At 39.8% G+C, this 17,363-nt stretch carries 6 protein-coding genes; 2 read left to right on the forward strand and 4 right to left on the reverse strand.

The window, feature by feature from the left end; genetic code table 11:
* Positions 1 to 147: 147 nt before the first annotated feature.
* The 4 genes from AAC073_RS14910 to AAC073_RS14925 form a co-directional block, all read right to left on the reverse strand.
* Entirely contained in the window at positions 148 to 1,179 is a 1,032-nt protein-coding gene (locus AAC073_RS14910) for a PorP/SprF family type IX secretion system membrane protein (protein ID WP_339924583.1), read from the reverse strand.
* Positions 1,176 to 6,896 (reverse strand): PKD domain-containing protein, encoded by a 5,721-nt coding sequence (locus AAC073_RS14915; RefSeq protein WP_339924584.1) that lies wholly within the window; start codon positions 6,894 to 6,896, stop codon positions 1,176 to 1,178. The genes AAC073_RS14910 and AAC073_RS14915 overlap by 4 nt, the downstream gene beginning before the upstream one ends.
* 334 nt (positions 6,897 to 7,230) lie before the next feature.
* Positions 7,231 to 8,259 carry a PorP/SprF family type IX secretion system membrane protein gene (locus tag AAC073_RS14920; RefSeq protein ID WP_339924585.1) on the reverse strand — a complete coding sequence of 343 codons (1,029 nt, stop codon included), beginning with the start codon at positions 8,257 to 8,259 and terminating at the stop codon, positions 7,231 to 7,233.
* Complete coding sequence (locus AAC073_RS14925) at positions 8,256 to 13,952, reverse strand: PKD domain-containing protein (protein WP_339924586.1); 5,697 nt, start codon at positions 13,950 to 13,952, stop codon at positions 8,256 to 8,258. Before AAC073_RS14925 ends, AAC073_RS14920 begins: the two co-directional genes overlap by 4 nt.
* A gap of 394 nt (positions 13,953 to 14,346) precedes the next feature.
* On the opposite strand from AAC073_RS14925, the gene AAC073_RS14930 reads away from it, so the two are divergent.
* A complete protein-coding gene (locus tag AAC073_RS14930) occupies positions 14,347 to 16,191 on the forward strand; it encodes a sugar-binding domain-containing protein (protein ID WP_339924587.1) in 1,845 nt (614 codons plus the stop codon).
* Positions 16,188 to 17,360, forward strand: coding sequence for an aldose epimerase family protein (locus AAC073_RS14935; RefSeq protein ID WP_339924588.1), 1,173 nt, complete (start codon positions 16,188 to 16,190; stop codon positions 17,358 to 17,360). The genes AAC073_RS14930 and AAC073_RS14935 overlap by 4 nt, the downstream gene beginning before the upstream one ends.
* The last annotated feature ends 3 nt before the right edge of the window (positions 17,361 to 17,363 follow it).

The raw sequence follows: 17,363 nt of genomic DNA on the forward strand, positions 1-17,363 counted from the left end.
AAGTCAAAACCTCAATAGGAATGGGTTTTAGTCGATTTAAAATTAAAATGACCGGATTCCGGCTTTAGCCAAAATTGGATTTTTTCATTTAAAAAATAACTGTCTTTTGTTTAAATTAATTTTTCTCAATCTTAATGAAAGCAGTCTTCAATACCTCCAAGTGGCGTTACTTGGTGGGCATGGCAGAATGGTTTGCATAAACTTCTTCTTTCGAAGGTCTGTGAAGTAGATCGATACCTCATGAGAAACGTGTGCAGGGTTGCTAAATCTATTGAGCATATAATCATAACTGTAGGCCATGGTAATGCCACTCAATAGACTAAAACCCAAAACAGCATTGATGGAGTTCTGGTCTGGCAATTCATTGAATCTGGTAACGTTTCTGAAGCCAAGTCCTCCAATGAAATTCTCTACTTGAATTTGAGGGATGACTTCTATTTGTTGGAAGGTTCCCTGTCTTTTATAATTGAAGGAAACTGAAAACACCTTACGGATATTACCAGTTTTAAACATCCTTCGGTCGAGGTTTTTAACATATCCTCCATGGACCCCCCATTTTATGGGCAGGTTATTTCCTATGCCATCATCCAGAAAGCCAATATTGGGACGGGAGAGGTGGCTACTGCTAACCCCAAGCCAAAAGTCAGGCACTTGTAGCAGCGCTCCAAAAGCAATGTCTGGATACCATTTGCTGTCTTCTCCCGGTAAAAGATCCATGCTGCCTGGATTAACAGTCCGGTTTAGCAAGTCTATTTGATCTCCAAACACCATTTCCTGTAGGGTAATACTTCTATTTACAAGTCCCAACTGGCCCCCAAAGCGAAGGAAACTTTGGTTGTTCAGCATAAGTTTATAGGACAGAAATCCTGCTATATCCGTTGACCTAATGTTCAATAAGGATTCTGAAAATTGAGAAGCAGAAAAGCCAAACCCTACTTTGGTCTCATCTATATAGCTGTCAAAATACAGCCCATAAGCATTAAAATCATAGCCTAGCCCAGGCCATTGCTTTCTATAGTTGATGCCAACTCTGGTGACTTCCATAGCACCGGCAAAGGCGGGGCTTAGGTTAAGCGGTGCCGCATAGAATTGTGTAAACTGAAAATCCTGTGCCATTAAGCCTAATGGACCGGATAACATAAAAGTAATGTACAGCAAAATAATTTTCATCTCTCTCATTCCAAAAGCATAAATGCACCGGTTTCACTAAAATTTCTTCCGTCTGTTGTGGTATAATTCAATTTGTAAATGTAGTTGCCCGGACTTGCCTTCTGCCCACGATAGCTGCCATCCCATCCTGTATCGTTAAGGTCTTCAGAATGAAATAAAATCTCACCCCATTTGTCCATAATGGTGAATGCAAGGCTTTCTACATGTACAAACTTGGGGAAATAGGTATCGTTGATACCATCATTATTAGGCGTAAATACATTTGGTGTTTTAAGGAAATAATCAGTGATTACAATCTCGAAAGTATCGTAAGTTTCACAACCCCATGTGTCAGTGACCATCAAAGTAACTGTATAGGTGCCAGGAACTTGGTAGCTAAAGGTTGGGTTTTCTTCCAAGGAGTTGTTTCCATCTCCAAAATCCCAATAATAGAAGCTTATATTTCCGCTACTTTTATTAATAAATTGCACCTCAAAATTTACCAGGTTTTCACCATATGTCGGGTAGGAAGCGGATAGATAGTCTCCTTCTGCCAACACTATATTGTTTTCGACCACAAAGCTTTTGGTCTGAACGCAACCAAAACCATCCGTAACGGTCACCTGGTAATTACCAGGTGTATTGGTTTCCATGCGGTAGCCATTATTAGAGACTTCTCCGCTGCTCCAATCGATGGAGTAAGGGGCTACACCGCCATCGATATTTAAATCAATGGTTTCAAGAATCTCCCTTGGTTCACATTGTGTAGAGGTGGTGGTGGCAACATTTATGACAATTGGATCAGGCCTTTTAACCTCAAAAGTTTGTCTTACATAGCAGCCAGATTGATCGGAAACTTCTACAGAATAAGTACCGTTGGTCAGGTTGAAAATAGAGGGACTTGTTTCTCCAGTACTCCAATTATAGTTATAGGGTGGCCTTCCTCCAGAAACGGTAAGGTTAATCGCACCACTATTGCCGTCTTGGCAAACCAAAGCATCTTCCACCTGTCCTGAAGCAATCAGTAATTCAGGTTCCAATAGGTTGAAAGTCCTCTCGATGGTGCAACCTTTGGCATCTTCTAAGTAGACGGAGTAAATACCCGGAGCTAAATTATACAAGGAAGACTGCTCTGGTCCATGTGCCCATGTGGCCTTCACTGGGGCAGCGCCTCCGTTAAGATTTAGTAGGATGCTGCCATCCATAGCACCAAAACAGGAAATGGGGTTGACAACAGGGGCTATTTCGAATACCGGTACTTCAGCAATGGTTGTTTCTTTAATCACTGAGCAACCATTGGCATCTGTCACTGTAACCTGATAAAATCCAGGACCAATTCCAATAAAGGAACTTTGAGTTGAGCCTATGTTCCAACTTATATTGTAGGGTGCTACACCGCCTTGTATGTCTATAGAAAGATCAGCATCATTGGCATTGTAACAAGAAACCTCCGTATTTTTCATAGTCACTTCTAGTGGAGCAACTGGTTGTGAAACTTCAATATTTGAACGCTCAATTTGACAGCCATTCGCATCTGTGACAACCACACTGTAAAGGCCTGACAAAAGGCCATTGATATTGGCTGTGTTGAGCGCTATAGGTAAACCATCTCTAGTCCAATTGTAAGAATAAGAATCCAGAATGCCCCCTTCAACAGAAATTGAAATACTACCTGTTGCTTCGCCATAACACAGCACAGCTACTTTCTCAACAAGCCTCAAGGTTAAAGGTTCTGGTTCTTCAATGGAAAACTCTTCTATAACTTCGCAATTGTTTTCATCTATTATAGTTACTTCATAATTACCTGGTGCAAGATTGCTCACTGTCAATGCATCAGAAGTGAAGCCATTGGGCCCTGTCCAGGACAATGTGTAATTCCCTGTGCCACCAGAAGGGTTCAATTCAATGCTACCATCATCAGCACCATTGCAACTGATTTCATAACCATTATTCGAGCTTACTATTGAATTAGCGAGCAATGGATCAGGTTCAATAATATTGATTACATCTGTGGTGACTTCACATCCGTTTTGGTCGGTAATGGTGAGTTGGTAGTCACCAGGCTTTAAATTTTCAATAGAGGGTTTATTGCCAATGAAATTATCAGGGCCTGACCATTCATAGTGATAGTTTCCAGATCCTCCGGAAGTGGTGACTTTTATCCATGCGTTATCGGCACCAAAACAAGAGCTATTGAAGCCAGTGAAATTAGAAACGCTTACCTCTTCAATCTGTAAACCTGAAGCTGGCTGTGTGATTTCCAGGTTTTCAATTTCCTGTAAGCAATCATTAACATCACTAACAGTAAATGAATACCTCCCAGCAATTAAGCCTGTGAAATTCCAGGTCGTTTCAGAAGTGGGAGGAGAGGTACTTACCACATCACCCCCTTCATTCATCAAGGTATAGATATAAGGCCCAGCAGAAGTTCTGTTGATGACTGCAGCCAAAACCCCAGTTGCCTGGCCAAAGCAAAAGACATTCACCTTTTCACCTGCCAATTCTGCTATTTCTAACCCCTGAGGCTCCGTAAGGGTATAGGTTTTGTTTATTTGGCAACCGTTTAGGTCGGTGATGACAACATTGTAAGTTCCTGGGAATAGATTGTCCAAATTTTCACTTTGAGAAACAAAACCATCAGGACCTGTCCATTCTATGGTAGTGCCCCCTGAACCTCCGGAAATATCCAGGTAGATGTATCCTTCATTCCCGCCATTGCATTGTACCCCAAATCCATTATAATCGGATACTTCATCGATCAGGGTTAAAGGATCAGGTTCCTCAATGACAAATTGCCGGCTTAATGTACATCCAGATTCATCAGCTACTACAAGCTCATATATTCCTGCTTCTAACCCTACCAGGTTTGCTTCTTCAGAAATAAATCCATTTGGACCAGTCCAATTGTATGATAAGACACCTTGGTTTCCAGTTATATTAAATGAAATGGATCCATCACTTTCTCCCGCACAGGAAATTTCATAGTCATTAAAATCAGACAACTGAAGAGCTGTCAATTGAAGCCCGGAGGCGGGTTGATCCACCAATATGTTATCCAAAATGGTAACACAACCATTGGCATCTTCGACGGTTACTTTGTAAAGGTTTCCAGGAAGGTTTACAAAAGAATAAGATTCTCCTGTAAAATTGGATATGCTCAGAATAGTGGTTGATTCATCCATAGGCTCCAAAGTAATGGCATATGGAGGCAAAGAGGATTGGTCAATGTTGATTGTAAAAGCCCCATTGCTCTCACCAAAACAAGCTACTGGAACCTTAGAAGGGAGGTCTTCAGAGACGATTAGTTCATTTGGTTCGGTGATCTCATAGGTCCGTTCGATAAGACACCCATTTTCATCAGTAAGCTCAAGCGAGTAGGTTCCGGCCGAAAGGTTTTGGATACTGCTTTCAAAAGCACTGAAGCTGTCAGGACCTGACCATGAATAAGTATAATTGCCTGTGCCACCTGATGGATTGAGGTCAATGCTCGCATCAGAAGCACCAAAACAGCTTATCTGAAAACCGTTGCTTTCAGGAATATTTTCATTTAATAATAAAGGATCCGGTTCCTCTAAAACAATACTAGCAATACTCGCTGTACAAATGTTTTCATCCGTTACTATGAATTGGTATTCCCCTGGTTCAAGATTATTTATGTCCTTGCTGGTGGATTCGAAGCCATTCGGTCCTGTCCAGAAATAGTCCAAAGCGCCAAGGCCCCCTGAAATGTCCAAGGAAATACTTCCATCCGCAATTCCTGAACAGGATATTTGAAAGCCATTGAAATCGGAGACAACAATGTCCTCTATAAGTAGTCCCGTAGGCGGCTCATCTACTAATATTCCTTCCAAAAGATAATTACAGCCGTTTTTGTCTTCAATCCTAAAATCGTATGTACCACCCTCCAATTCTGTAAAAAGCAAAGGCCCTGAAGGAATGGTATTAATTGGTCCTAGCACTTCGACTAAATCACCGTCGAGAAAAACTTCAATTGAAAATGGGGTAGGAGTATTTTCATGCAGCTCAATGGCAATGGTCCCTGTTTCTTCGCCAAAGCACCTGACATCTTCTCTCAAATCACTTCGTTCAGTTAGCGTTAATGGGGTTGGTTCAGAAATGGTAAAATTTTCTGCCACAATACAGCCATTCTCATCTGTAAGTAATACAGCGTAGTCCCCAGGCTTTAATTGCTGACGTGTAAATACATCATCCTCAGAACTTGGTGGCAATACATCCAAGTCATTGGAATTGGGAGTACTTAAATTGTCAAAATTTCCTGTGTACCAAGCAATGGTATATCCTGGTACTCCTCCAGATGGATTGATCGCTATTGATCCATCGTCGGCACCATTACATGTAATGTCTTGTATGGTTTCAGAAAGAAGGAGAGCATCTGGTCCTTCCACCGTTATCCAAGAAGTAGTTAATTCACAAACAAGAGGATCTGCCCCTGCAATATCAAACAACCTACCTCTATCTGTTATTTTAGCATAATATGCTCCGGCTGGCAAGTTTTCGAGTTTGCTTTCCATCCCTATGATTTCTCCTCCCTCTGAGACAAATGTATTGATATCACCTTCTACCTCTTCTCCACCTTCATCAAACCAGGTAACCCCATATTTAATCCAGTTTTCTCGAGGATTTCCGGCAAATGGTTGGGACCAACCCCCGCTTATGAATAGGCTAATTTCTCCGTCCATGTCTCCATAGCATGCGAGGTGTTCAACCGTCTCTGTTATTTCTATTGGTTCTGGTATTATTATTTCGAAACTTTCCCTTCCATTGCATTGAAATCTGTCTTCGATTTCTAGGGTATAGGCACCCACTTCTAAGTTCTGTACCTGAATTACGGCGAAGCCGTCATCATCGGAAACCACATGAAAATTTGTAGGTGTTTCATTTCCATTACTGTCAATGATTACAAAATTGCTTACAGGGAGTGCTGCATTGAAGATAATAAATTCTACTACTCCTGTATCGTCATCTGGGCAAAGGTATCCTGCAAAATTTAATTCAAAATCCAGAGAATAAGCTTGACCTAGTGGCCCTGCATTTCTGAAATATTCTCTTCCAATATTATCGACAGCAATAATTTTATATTGGGCTTCTCTATCCAGATCGTTATCTAAGCCAAAGACCACCGAAGCAGAGCTTTGGAAGGGGGCTGTGTTGTCTACTGTTATCTCTGATATTATATTGTCTGTTTCATCTACCAATTGAAAGGTAAAAGGAAAGGATTCTTCATGCCTTTGATCCGGTTTGTAGGCACTCACAGTTAAAGTAATAGTACCTAAACAGCTATTTTCAAAATAATTGAGTGGTAAAATAGGAGGGATGACAAGAACTGTCATTGGAAAAATTGGGCTGACATCTACTCCATCAGATACCTGAACATTGACTGTTATCTCCTGGCCTTTAGCTTCCCAGGTGTCATCGTAAACGATAGATGTACTAATTGTTTGGCCTGTAAAAGTATAACCTTCACCTGCCAAGATTTCCAGATTAAGGTTGGATTTATCTCCTGAATAATCTATGGTTAGCATATCCAAAGAGAGTACCAGGTCTCCCTTATAATGAACTTGCTGATCGGTCTGGCCTGTAATTGTGACTGGGGCAAAAATGGTGAATATTTCACCTTTTGTTTCGAAAACCTGGTAGCTAATTAGTAAAGCAACAACTATTCCTGGAAATATAATTTTTCCAAATTCTTTAATACGCTTTAATATACTTTTTGTAAAAACAATCAATATCTAAATGGTCATTAAAAATTAGACTTACTTAAAGCTGAACCTAGATCAACGATTAAAATTAGACAATACATATTAAATAATTACTTATATTTTTATATAAATATTGAAATTTTAAAAACCAGGTTAAATTTTGACTTTAACTCGCAAAAAAGGTGCTTTAGGTAGCTATACAAAATGGTGTTTAAGCCAGATAATTGTGATATAAAAGCATAACCTTAACTTACATAGGTAGATATGAACTTCCTGAAAAGTGTTTACCAATTATAATAAAACGTCTATTATCCTTCTATTGAAGTCCTATCAACTGAAAATAATACCCCTATTGAATATCTTAGTATCCCCTTCCATTGCTAGTAGGGCAGGGAAGAATAGTTTGCATAAACTTTTTTCTTCTAAGGTCTGTGAAATAGATCGATACTTCATGCGATACATGGGCAGGACTACTAAATTTATTTAGCATATAATCATAACTGTAGGCCATCGTAATCCCACTCATTAAACTAAATCCCAATACAGCATTAATGGAGTTTTGATCCGGCAGCTCATTGAAACGGCTAATATTTCTAAACCCAAGTCCTCCGATAAAATTTTCAATTTGTACTTGAGGAATTACTTCAATTTGCTGGAAGGCTCCCTGTTTTTTATAATTGAAGGAAACAGAAAACACTTTACGGATTTCACCAGATTTAAACATTCTCCTATCCAGGTTTTTAACATAGCCTCCGTGAATGGCCCACTTGATTGGAAGGTTATTACCAATGCCCTGATCCAGGAAACCGATATTGGGACGGGAGACGTGGCTACTGCTTATCCCAAACCAAAAATCCGGAACCTGCAATAATGCTCCAAAGGCTAGGTCGGGATACCATTTGCTGTCTTCTCCAGGCAATACATCAAAAGTGCTCGGATTTATTGTTTGGTTCAATAAATCTATTTGATCACCAAAAACCAACTCCTGTAAAGTTAAACTTCTGTTTACCAATCCCAACTGACCACCAAAACGGAGAAAACTGTAGTTATTAAGCAATAATTTATAGGAAATATATCCTGCAATATCTGTAGACCTTATATTAAGCAATGATTCTGAAAATTGGGAAGCGGATATGCCAAATCCAACGTTGGTCTCCTCAATGAAATTGTCATAATAGACGCCTGAGGCAGTAAAATCGTAACCTAACCCTGGCCATTGTTTTCTGTAGTTGATTCCAACCCTGGTGGTTTCCATCGCTCCAGCAAAAGCTGGACTTAAATTAAGTGGCGCAGCATAAAACTGAGTGAATTGGAAATCTTGTGCTTTTAATCCCACTGGGTAGGATAAAAAGCAGCTTATAAAAAGCATTAAAAATTTTATATTTTTCATTCCAATAGCATGAATGCACCGGTTTCGCTAAAGTTTCTTCCGTCTGCAGAGGTGTAATTTAATTTATAAATGTAATTGCCAGGACTTGCTTTCTGGCCACGAAAACTTCCATCCCAACCAAGGTCTTTCAGGTCTTCAGATTGGTACACAATTTCTCCCCAAGAGTTCATTATGATAATTACTAGACTATTTATATTTAAGAATTTTGGGAAAAAATAATCATTGAGACCATCCCCATTCGGACTGAACACATTTGGAGTTTTCAAGAAAAAGTCTGTGATTTTTATCGAAAATGAGGTACTGGTTTCACAACCCCAAATATCTGTGGCTGTTAAAGTTACTTTGTAGGTTCCTGGTGATTTGTATCGATAAGTTGGAGAGGCTTCCAAGGAATTGCTTCCATCACCGAAATCCCAATAGTACAAGCCAATGTTGCCATTGCTTTTATTAATAAATTGAACATCAAAGTTAACCAGGTTTTCGCCATATATAGGAAATGCATCAGATAAGTAATCTCCTTTTACTAGCAGGATATTGTTTTTGACAGCAAAACTTTTGGTCTGGACACACCCGTTGCCATCGGTAACCGTAACCTGATAATTTCCAGGTGCATTGGCCTCCATACGGTATCCTTCATCAAATACTTCCCCGCTGCTCCAGTCGATAGAATAGGGCGCTACTCCACCGTCAATATTTATGGAGTAGTTTTCTATAATCTTCCTGGGGTTGCATTGCGCTGTTGTTGTGTTGGACAGATTTATAGCGATAGGATCAGGTCTGTTGACTTCAAAGGTGTGACTTACCTTACATCCTGATTGATCCGTAACGACTACCGAATAGGAGCCATTGGTAAGGTTGGATATGAATGGGCTTTCTTCACCATTACTCCAACGATAGCTATAAGGTGCTCTTCCACCAGATACCGTAAGGGAAATTTCTCCACTTTGGCCATTGTCACAAGAAAAAGCATCCTTTACATGACCTTCTGCTACAAGCAATTCTGGTTCATGTAAATTAAAAGATCTTTCAATGATACATCCACTGGCATCTTCAAGATATACCGTGTAAATCCCAGGTTCTAGGTTATAAATGGAAGATTGTTCGGGGCCATGGGCCCAGGTAGCCTTCACAGGAGCTTTTCCTCCTTCAAGATTAAGCATTATACTTCCATCTGTAGCGCCAAAACATGAAATCGGGTTGATTACAGGATCTATTTTAAAAACCGGCACTTCTTCGATGGTGGTTTCCTTTATGATTTTACAACCGTTCGCATCGGTAACGGTCACCTGATAAAATCCCGGGCCAATCCCTTCAAAAGAACTTTGAGTAGCTCCTATATTCCAACTGATTTGGTAGGGCTTGACACCTCCTTGTATGGCTATGGAAAGGTTGGCATCATTGGCATCGTAACAGGATACTTCCGTTTGTTCCATCACTACTTCCAAAGGTGCTGAAGGTTGTGAAATAACAATAGGTGCACTTTTGACTTGACAGCCATTGGCATCAGTTACTGTCACCGCGTAGGTGCCGGAAGAAAGTCCTTCAGGATTAGGGGAATTCAGTGTTACTGGTAAACCATTCTTCGTCCACTTGTAGTTATAGGTATCAACTATTCCTCCTTCAGTAAGCAAGGAAATACTACCAGAGGCTTCGCCATAACATGAAACGGCTACACTTTCAACAAGGGTTAGGGAAAGTGGGTCTGGCGCTGTAATATCAAATTGCTCACTTACTTCGCAGCCATTTTCATCCTTAACATCCACTGTATAAATTCCAGGGGAAAGATTGGTTAAGCTCAAAGCATTAGAGGTGAAGCCATCAGGACCTGTCCAAAGAATGGAATGCATGCCAGTTCCTCCAGAAGGATCCAATTTGATATGGCCGTCATTCGCACCATTGCAACTGATACCATGTCCATTATTGATACCTACTTCTGAATTGATCAGCAATGGTTTTGGTTCAATCAGATTTATAATTTCAGTAAGTGCCTCGCAGCCGTTTTGATCCACTATTGTAAGGTGATAATCACCTGGGACTAAATTTGTAATTGAAGGAGTGTCTGCTGAGAAATTTTCTGGACCAGTCCATTTGTAGATGTTGTTTCCGGACCCACCAGAAGTAATAACCTCTATCCAGCCATCTGCTGCTTCTGAGCAACTGATATTAAATCCATTGAAAGAAGAAATGCTCACTTCATCAATTTGCAAACCTGTAAGCGGTTGCGTAATTTCAAGGTTATCAATTTCCTTAAAGCAATCGTTTGCATCGCTTATCGTAATGACATATTTTTCTGCAGGAAGGTTGGTAAAAAACCATTTGGTTTCTGTGGTAAAAGGGGAGGCGTCGATCAAATCACCGGCTTCATTTTTCAACTCATATTTATACGGTCCAGCTGAGGTCCGGTTGATAGCCGCTGCAAATACCCCTGTTTCCTGGCCATAGCAAGAAACATTCACTTTTTCTTCTGTTAATTCTGCCACTTCCAGACCCTGCGGCTCTGTCAAAGTGTAGGTTTTATTGATTTCACAACCATTACTATCAGTAATGCTCACATGGTATGTTCCCGGGAATATATTTTCCAAACGAGAATCCTCAGAAATAAATCCGTCTGGTCCGCTCCATTGAATTTTGGTTTTACCTGATCCTCCCGAAATATTCAGATAAATAAACCCTTCATTACCACCATTGCAATGGACGCCAAATCCATTATAATTAGAAACTTCATCTACCAAAGACAAAGGTTCAGGTGCATTGATTAGGAAATTTTCACTGAGGGTACATCCATTTTCATCCAGAACAAGGACTTCATAATTCCCTGCTGCCAATCCTTCGATATTTGATTTATTGGAAGTAAAACCATTAGGCCCTGTCCAGCTGTAAGATATAGGCCCCTGATTTCCCGAAACATTGAATTTAATCGAGCCATCCATTGCGCCAGCACATGAAACTTCAAAACCATTAAACCCAGAGAGTTCTATATCAGTTAGCTGAAGACCAGTTTCAGGTTGGTCAACCAAAATGTTGTCCAACCTTTTAATACAGCCATTAGCATCTTCCACTGTAACCCAATACTGGTTTCCAGAAAGGTTATCAAAAGTGAAAGTTTCACTGCTGAAATCTGGAATAGTGCGTATAGCTTGGTTTTCACCCATTGTCCCTAAAGAAATGGTGAAGGGAGCCAATGAAGCTTGATCTATTTTAATGCTGAAGGAGCCATTGCTATCTCCATAACAGGCCACCGGTACCTGAAGATCGGTGGCTTCAGATAGGATTAATTCTTTTGGTTCAGTGATTTTATAAGTAGCCTCGACTATAGCGCCATTTTCGTCAGCTACTTTAAGTGAATAAAAGCCTGCAGAAAGGTTTTGAAGGTTGCTTTCTGTAGAAGAAAAGCCCTCTGGTCCAGTCCACATATAGCTGTAATTTCCGGTACCTCCGGAAGGGTTTGGTTTAATTTCCCCTCCTGCATCACCAAAACAACTTATCTGAAAACCATTGACTTCAGGAATGTTGGGGGTCAAGGTCAAAGGCTCTGGCGCATTTAATAATACGGATGCCAAACTGGCAGTACAATTGTTTTCATCAGTTACTATAAATTGGTATTCTCCAGGGCCAAGGTTGTCGATGTCTTTTGTAGTCGCTTCAAAGCCATTAGGGCCTGTCCAGTAATAATCATAGGTGCCTTTCCCACCGTTAATGTCAAGCGAAATGCTGCCATCATTTGCCCCTGGAAATGATATTTGATAACCATTATAATCGGAGATGAAAGTATCCTGTATAAGCAATCCTGTTTTAGGTTGATCTACAAGTATTCCTTCTAGTAGGAAATCACAACCTTTGTCATCGGCGATTCTAAAATCATAAAGGCCACCTTTCAAATTATTAAAGTAAATAGGGTTTGAATCGATACGATTTACAGGGCCCATTTCATTTAATAGTTCTCCATCTTTAAATACTTCTATTGAAAATGGCGTGGGAGTGTCCTTGTGCAATTCGATAGCGATTGATCCTGTCGCTTCCCCAAAGCACCTGACATTTTTTCTGAGATCACTCAGTTCTACTAAGGTTAAGGGAGTGGGTTCGGTAATGGTAAAGTTCTTTGCCAGAACACATCCGTTTTGATCTGTAATCATTACCGCATATTTACCTGGGCTCAATTGTTGTTTTGAAAATTCATTCTCACCAGAATTGGCAGGTAAAGCTAGCAATCCTTCATCTACAGGTAAATTAGGGTTATCAAAATTACCTGCAAACCATTCTATGTTATATTCAGGAGTACCTCCCGCTGGATTTATCGTTATACTTCCGTCTGCTATACCGTTGCAGGAGATGTTTTGTGTGGTTTCAGATAGGGATAAAGGTTCCGGTCCTTCAATGGTTATCATGGGGGTTGATTTTTCGCAAGCAAGAGGTGCAGCACCTGAAATTTCGAAAAGTCTTCCTTCGTCTATGATTTTTGCATAATAACTTCCAGGAGGTAAGTTTCGAAGCTTACTTTCCATCCCGATAATTTGTCCTCCCAGACTCACAAATGAATTTATTTCATTGGCCATTTCAAGGCCAGCCTCATTGTACCAAATGACATCATATTGTACCCATTCCTTTCTATGACTTCTAGGAAAAGGCGATGACCAACCACCTTTAATTAAGACACTGGCTTCCCCATTATTATCTCCATAGCAAGTCACATGCTGCACTGTTTCCACTATTTCTACAGGTTCTGGGATGACAATTTCGAAGCTTTCCCTCCCGTTGCATTGAAACCTGTCTTCAATTTCCAGGGTATAAGTGCCTGGATCCATTTTATTGGCTTGAATTACCACAAAACCATCTGATTCAGAAACAATTTCAAAATCCGTAGGTTTTTCTTTACCTTCACTGTCTATAATAATAAAGTTATTTACTGGAAGTGTCGCATTGAAGATAATAAACTCAACAATTCCTGTCTTGTCTTCAGGGCAAAGAAGTCCAGCGAAGTTCAATTCAAAGTCCAATGAATAAGCTAATCCTAATGGACCAGCGTTTCTTAAATATTCCCTTCCCAAGTTATCTACCGCATAAATCTTATACTCTATGTCTCTATTAAGTTCAAAATCTTGTCCGAAGGTGGCAGTTGCTGAACTCTGAAAGGGCGCGGTATTATTTATAGTTACTACTTTTAAAGTATCTCCAATATCATCGATCAGTTTGAAGGTAAATGGAAAAGATGCTTCATGCCGCTGATTTGGTTTATAAGCACTTAATGTAAGCGATATAATGCCTTTACAACTGTTTTCTGAATAGGCTAAAGGCAAAATGGGTGGCATGACAATTACTTTAAATGGATATACTTCGCTGAGATCCACTCCATCTGAAACCTGTATATTAACAATTATCTCTTTGCCTTTGGCTTCCCAATCTTCATTGTACAAGATATTAGGGGATATTGTTTGGTCAATAAAACTATATCCTATTCCTGGTAGTACTTCAAGTTGAAGCTTAGCGTTGTCACCTGAATAGGTAACCGATAACATTTCCGGGGAAAGGGTTAATTCTCCATTGAATTTAACCACTGCATCAATTTGATCTTCGATCTCAATAGTTGCAAAAGGGGAGGTAATATCGCCTTTAATTTCAAAAATTTGAGATGCAAATATTAAAGATAAAATGATACTTGTCAATAAAAATTTACTATTTCCTTTCAACTGTTCCAACAAATGATTTTACGAAAAAAACTTAATAAAAATGCCTTAATCAATTGAGAATTAACCTTGGCCTTATCCAAACTGATAGGTAAAAATAGAGAATAATTATTTAATAAGTAGCTGAATTATAAAATATTATGAACCGAATCCTTTGTCTATTTCTTTACCAAAAACTCAATTATTTGCCCTAAAATTTAGAAGATTCATTATTCCTATTTTCAATTCCTTTTTTACCAGTATCAAATGAAAATACCAAGTAAGAGAAATGAATGGAATCGTCTTATTTTATTTTTTGGATTTCAAAAAAATTATAACCTATTTGGTTTAATTTTTTAATATTTTCGCTTTATATCATTTATAAAATGTCAATTGGAAATCAAATTTCCGGAAACAATTACAACCCATGATTAAAAAAATAACCTGTTGGATTGCCTTATTTTTTATAGCGCTTCCCACCTTTTGTCAGCAAGAAAACTGGCAACCTGTGCAACACAAAATCTTATCGCAATGGGCAACGGATATCGATCCTAAAGTACCGCTCCCAGAGTATCCAAGACCACAGATGACAAGAGAAAATTGGTCAAACCTAAATGGATTATGGCGCTACGCAATATTAAAGAAAGGAGAAAACAAACCTTCCGATTTTCAAGGAGAAATTCTAGTTCCTTACGCCGTTGAATCTGCCTTATCAGGGGTGGGTAAGACAGTAGGCAAGGACAAGGAGCTTTGGTATCAAAGAGAATTTGAGGTGGATCGTGGCATGAAGAAAGGCCAGCTGCTACTTCATTTTGGAGCAGTGGACTGGGAAGCGGAAATATTTGTCAATGGAAAAAGTGTAGGGATGCATCAAGGCGGTTACGACCCATTCTCATTTGAAATTAGTGATGCTTTAATATCCGGAAAGTCGCAACAATTGACCGTAAGGGTTTGGGATCCTACTGACGAAGGTCCCCAGCCAAGAGGCAAACAGGTCAACAAACCCCATGCGATTTGGTATACCCCAGTTACTGGAATTTGGCAAACGGTCTGGTTAGAAGCGGTCCCAGATCAATACATTGCCTCTATAAGAAACACACCAGATTTGGACAAAAAACAAATTATTATTTCCGCTCAAGTGATGCATGCGCAGTCAGGGCAGATGGTTAATATAAGTTTAATGGACAAGGGTACCCTTGTGGAAGAAAAGAAAGTCGCTGCTGGGGAGGAGGCCATTTTTACTTTGGAAGAACCTAATATTTGGGAGCCGAACAATCCATTTCTTTATGATGTAGAAGTGAGTTTGATGAATGGACGTAAAGTGTTGGATGAGGTGAAGAGTTATACCGCAATGAGAAAGATAAGCATGTTGCCAGATGAAAATGGCAATCAAAGATTGCTTTTGAATGACAAGTTTTTGTTTCAGTATGGTCCTTTGGATCAAGGTTGGTGGCCTGATGGTTTGTATACTGCCCCAACAGAAGAAGCTATGGTATTCGATATTGATAAAACCAAAGAAATGGGATTCAACATGATCAGGAAGCACGTGAAGGTAGAACCTGCGAGGTGGTATTACCATTGTGATCAAATAGGCATGTTGGTATGGCAAGATATGCCTAGTGGAGACATGGGCAATAGATGGGAATCAAGGCCTGGTGTAATAGGGAAGGGAACAGAAAAAGAAAGAACCCCAGCGTCCATAGCTATTTTCAAAAAAGAATGGAAGGCCATTATGGATGCCAATTATAATTTTCCTTCTATAGTCGTCTGGGTTCCATTCAATGAGGCTTGGGGCCAATTCAATACTGAAGAAATTGTTAAATGGACGGTTGCTTATGATCCTTCAAGAATGGTAAATGGTGCAAGTGGAGGGAATTATACCTTGGAAGGTCAGATCATGGACATGCACAATTATCCAGATCCCGTTATGCCTGATCCAAAAATTTGGGGAACCAAGCAAATTATCGTTTTGGGGGAATATGGTGGATTAGGATTACCGATTGAAGGACATACCTGGCAAGAGAAGGACAATTGGGGATACCAAAGCTTTGAGGACAAGGCGGCTCTAAAAGAAAGGTATAGCAAATTGATCAAAGACTTAAAGCCTCTTTTACCAATGGGACTATCCGCAGCCATTTATACCCAGACCACAGATGTTGAAATAGAAACGAATGGTTTGATGACCTATGATAGAAAAGTGATTAAATTAGATCCTCAGTTTTTAAGACAATTGCATGAGGAATTGTACACGATTAAAATCCCAATGAAATGAAAGCATCACCCTTAATGGCCTTATTAATAGCTGGTTTGTTAGTGGCCTGTGGCCAGAATAATAAAGAGCAAACTGATAACGAACTAAAATCAGAACCCAAATATTTAACAGCAATGAAAGATTCAGCATTTGAAAAAACCTTAAATGGTAAAACTATAAAATTATACCACCTCACCAATAAAAATGGAATGGAAATGACCGTTACCAATTTTGGTGCAAGGGTAGTAGAACTTTTTGCCCCCGACAAAAATGGGAAGTTTGAAGACGTGGTATTGGGGTATGACAATTTAGACGAGTACATCAATAATCCTGGAGGTTATTATGGGGCACCTATTGGCCGTTATGGAAATAGGATTGCAAATGCAAAGTTCAGTCTTGATGGGAAAGAATATCCCTTAGAAGCCAATAATGGTCCGAATAATCTTCATGGTGCGCCAGAAGGCTACCATAAAGTGGTATGGGAAGTTCTGGAAGCGACGAATCAAAAATTGGAGATGAAATATGTGTCTCCTGATGGGGAAGGCGGCTTTCCTGGAGAACTTACTGTTTTCATGAATTACTATTTGACAGAGGACAATGAATTCAAAATCACCTACAAGGCGACTACAGATAAACCGACTATCGTTAACCTCACACAGCATTCATTCTTCAACCTCAATGGCCAAGGGGAGGGTAATGTGAGAAATCACATGCTTCAACTTAACGCAGACAATTTCACTCCTGTTGATGATACCTTAATTCCACTTGGTGAAATTAGGTCGGTAAAAGGAACACCATTTGATTTTAGTGAACCACATATGATAGGGGAACGAATTGATGACGACAATGAGCAACTTAAAAAAGGTGGAGGTTATGATCACAATTGGGTAATCAACCGGGAAGAAGGAAACAAGGAGACGATATTGACAGCCACTGTATGGGTTCCTGAAAATGGTAGGAAAATGGAGGTTTTTACTGATCAGCCAGGTGTTCAGGTATATACGGGTAACTTTATGTCAAGTGGAGGCCCTTCTAAACATGGTAAAGACTATGTGAAACAAGGGGCCATATGTTTGGAAACGCAGCATTACCCAGATTCTCCTAATCAGCCTTCGTTCCCATCTGTTACTGTAAGGCCTGGAGATACCTATACCCATGAATGCATTTATAAGTTTTCAGTGATAAAATAACCT

The sequence above is a fragment of the uncultured Cyclobacterium sp. genome (assembly GCF_963977555.1).
Classification (GTDB): domain Bacteria; phylum Bacteroidota; class Bacteroidia; order Cytophagales; family Cyclobacteriaceae; genus Cyclobacterium.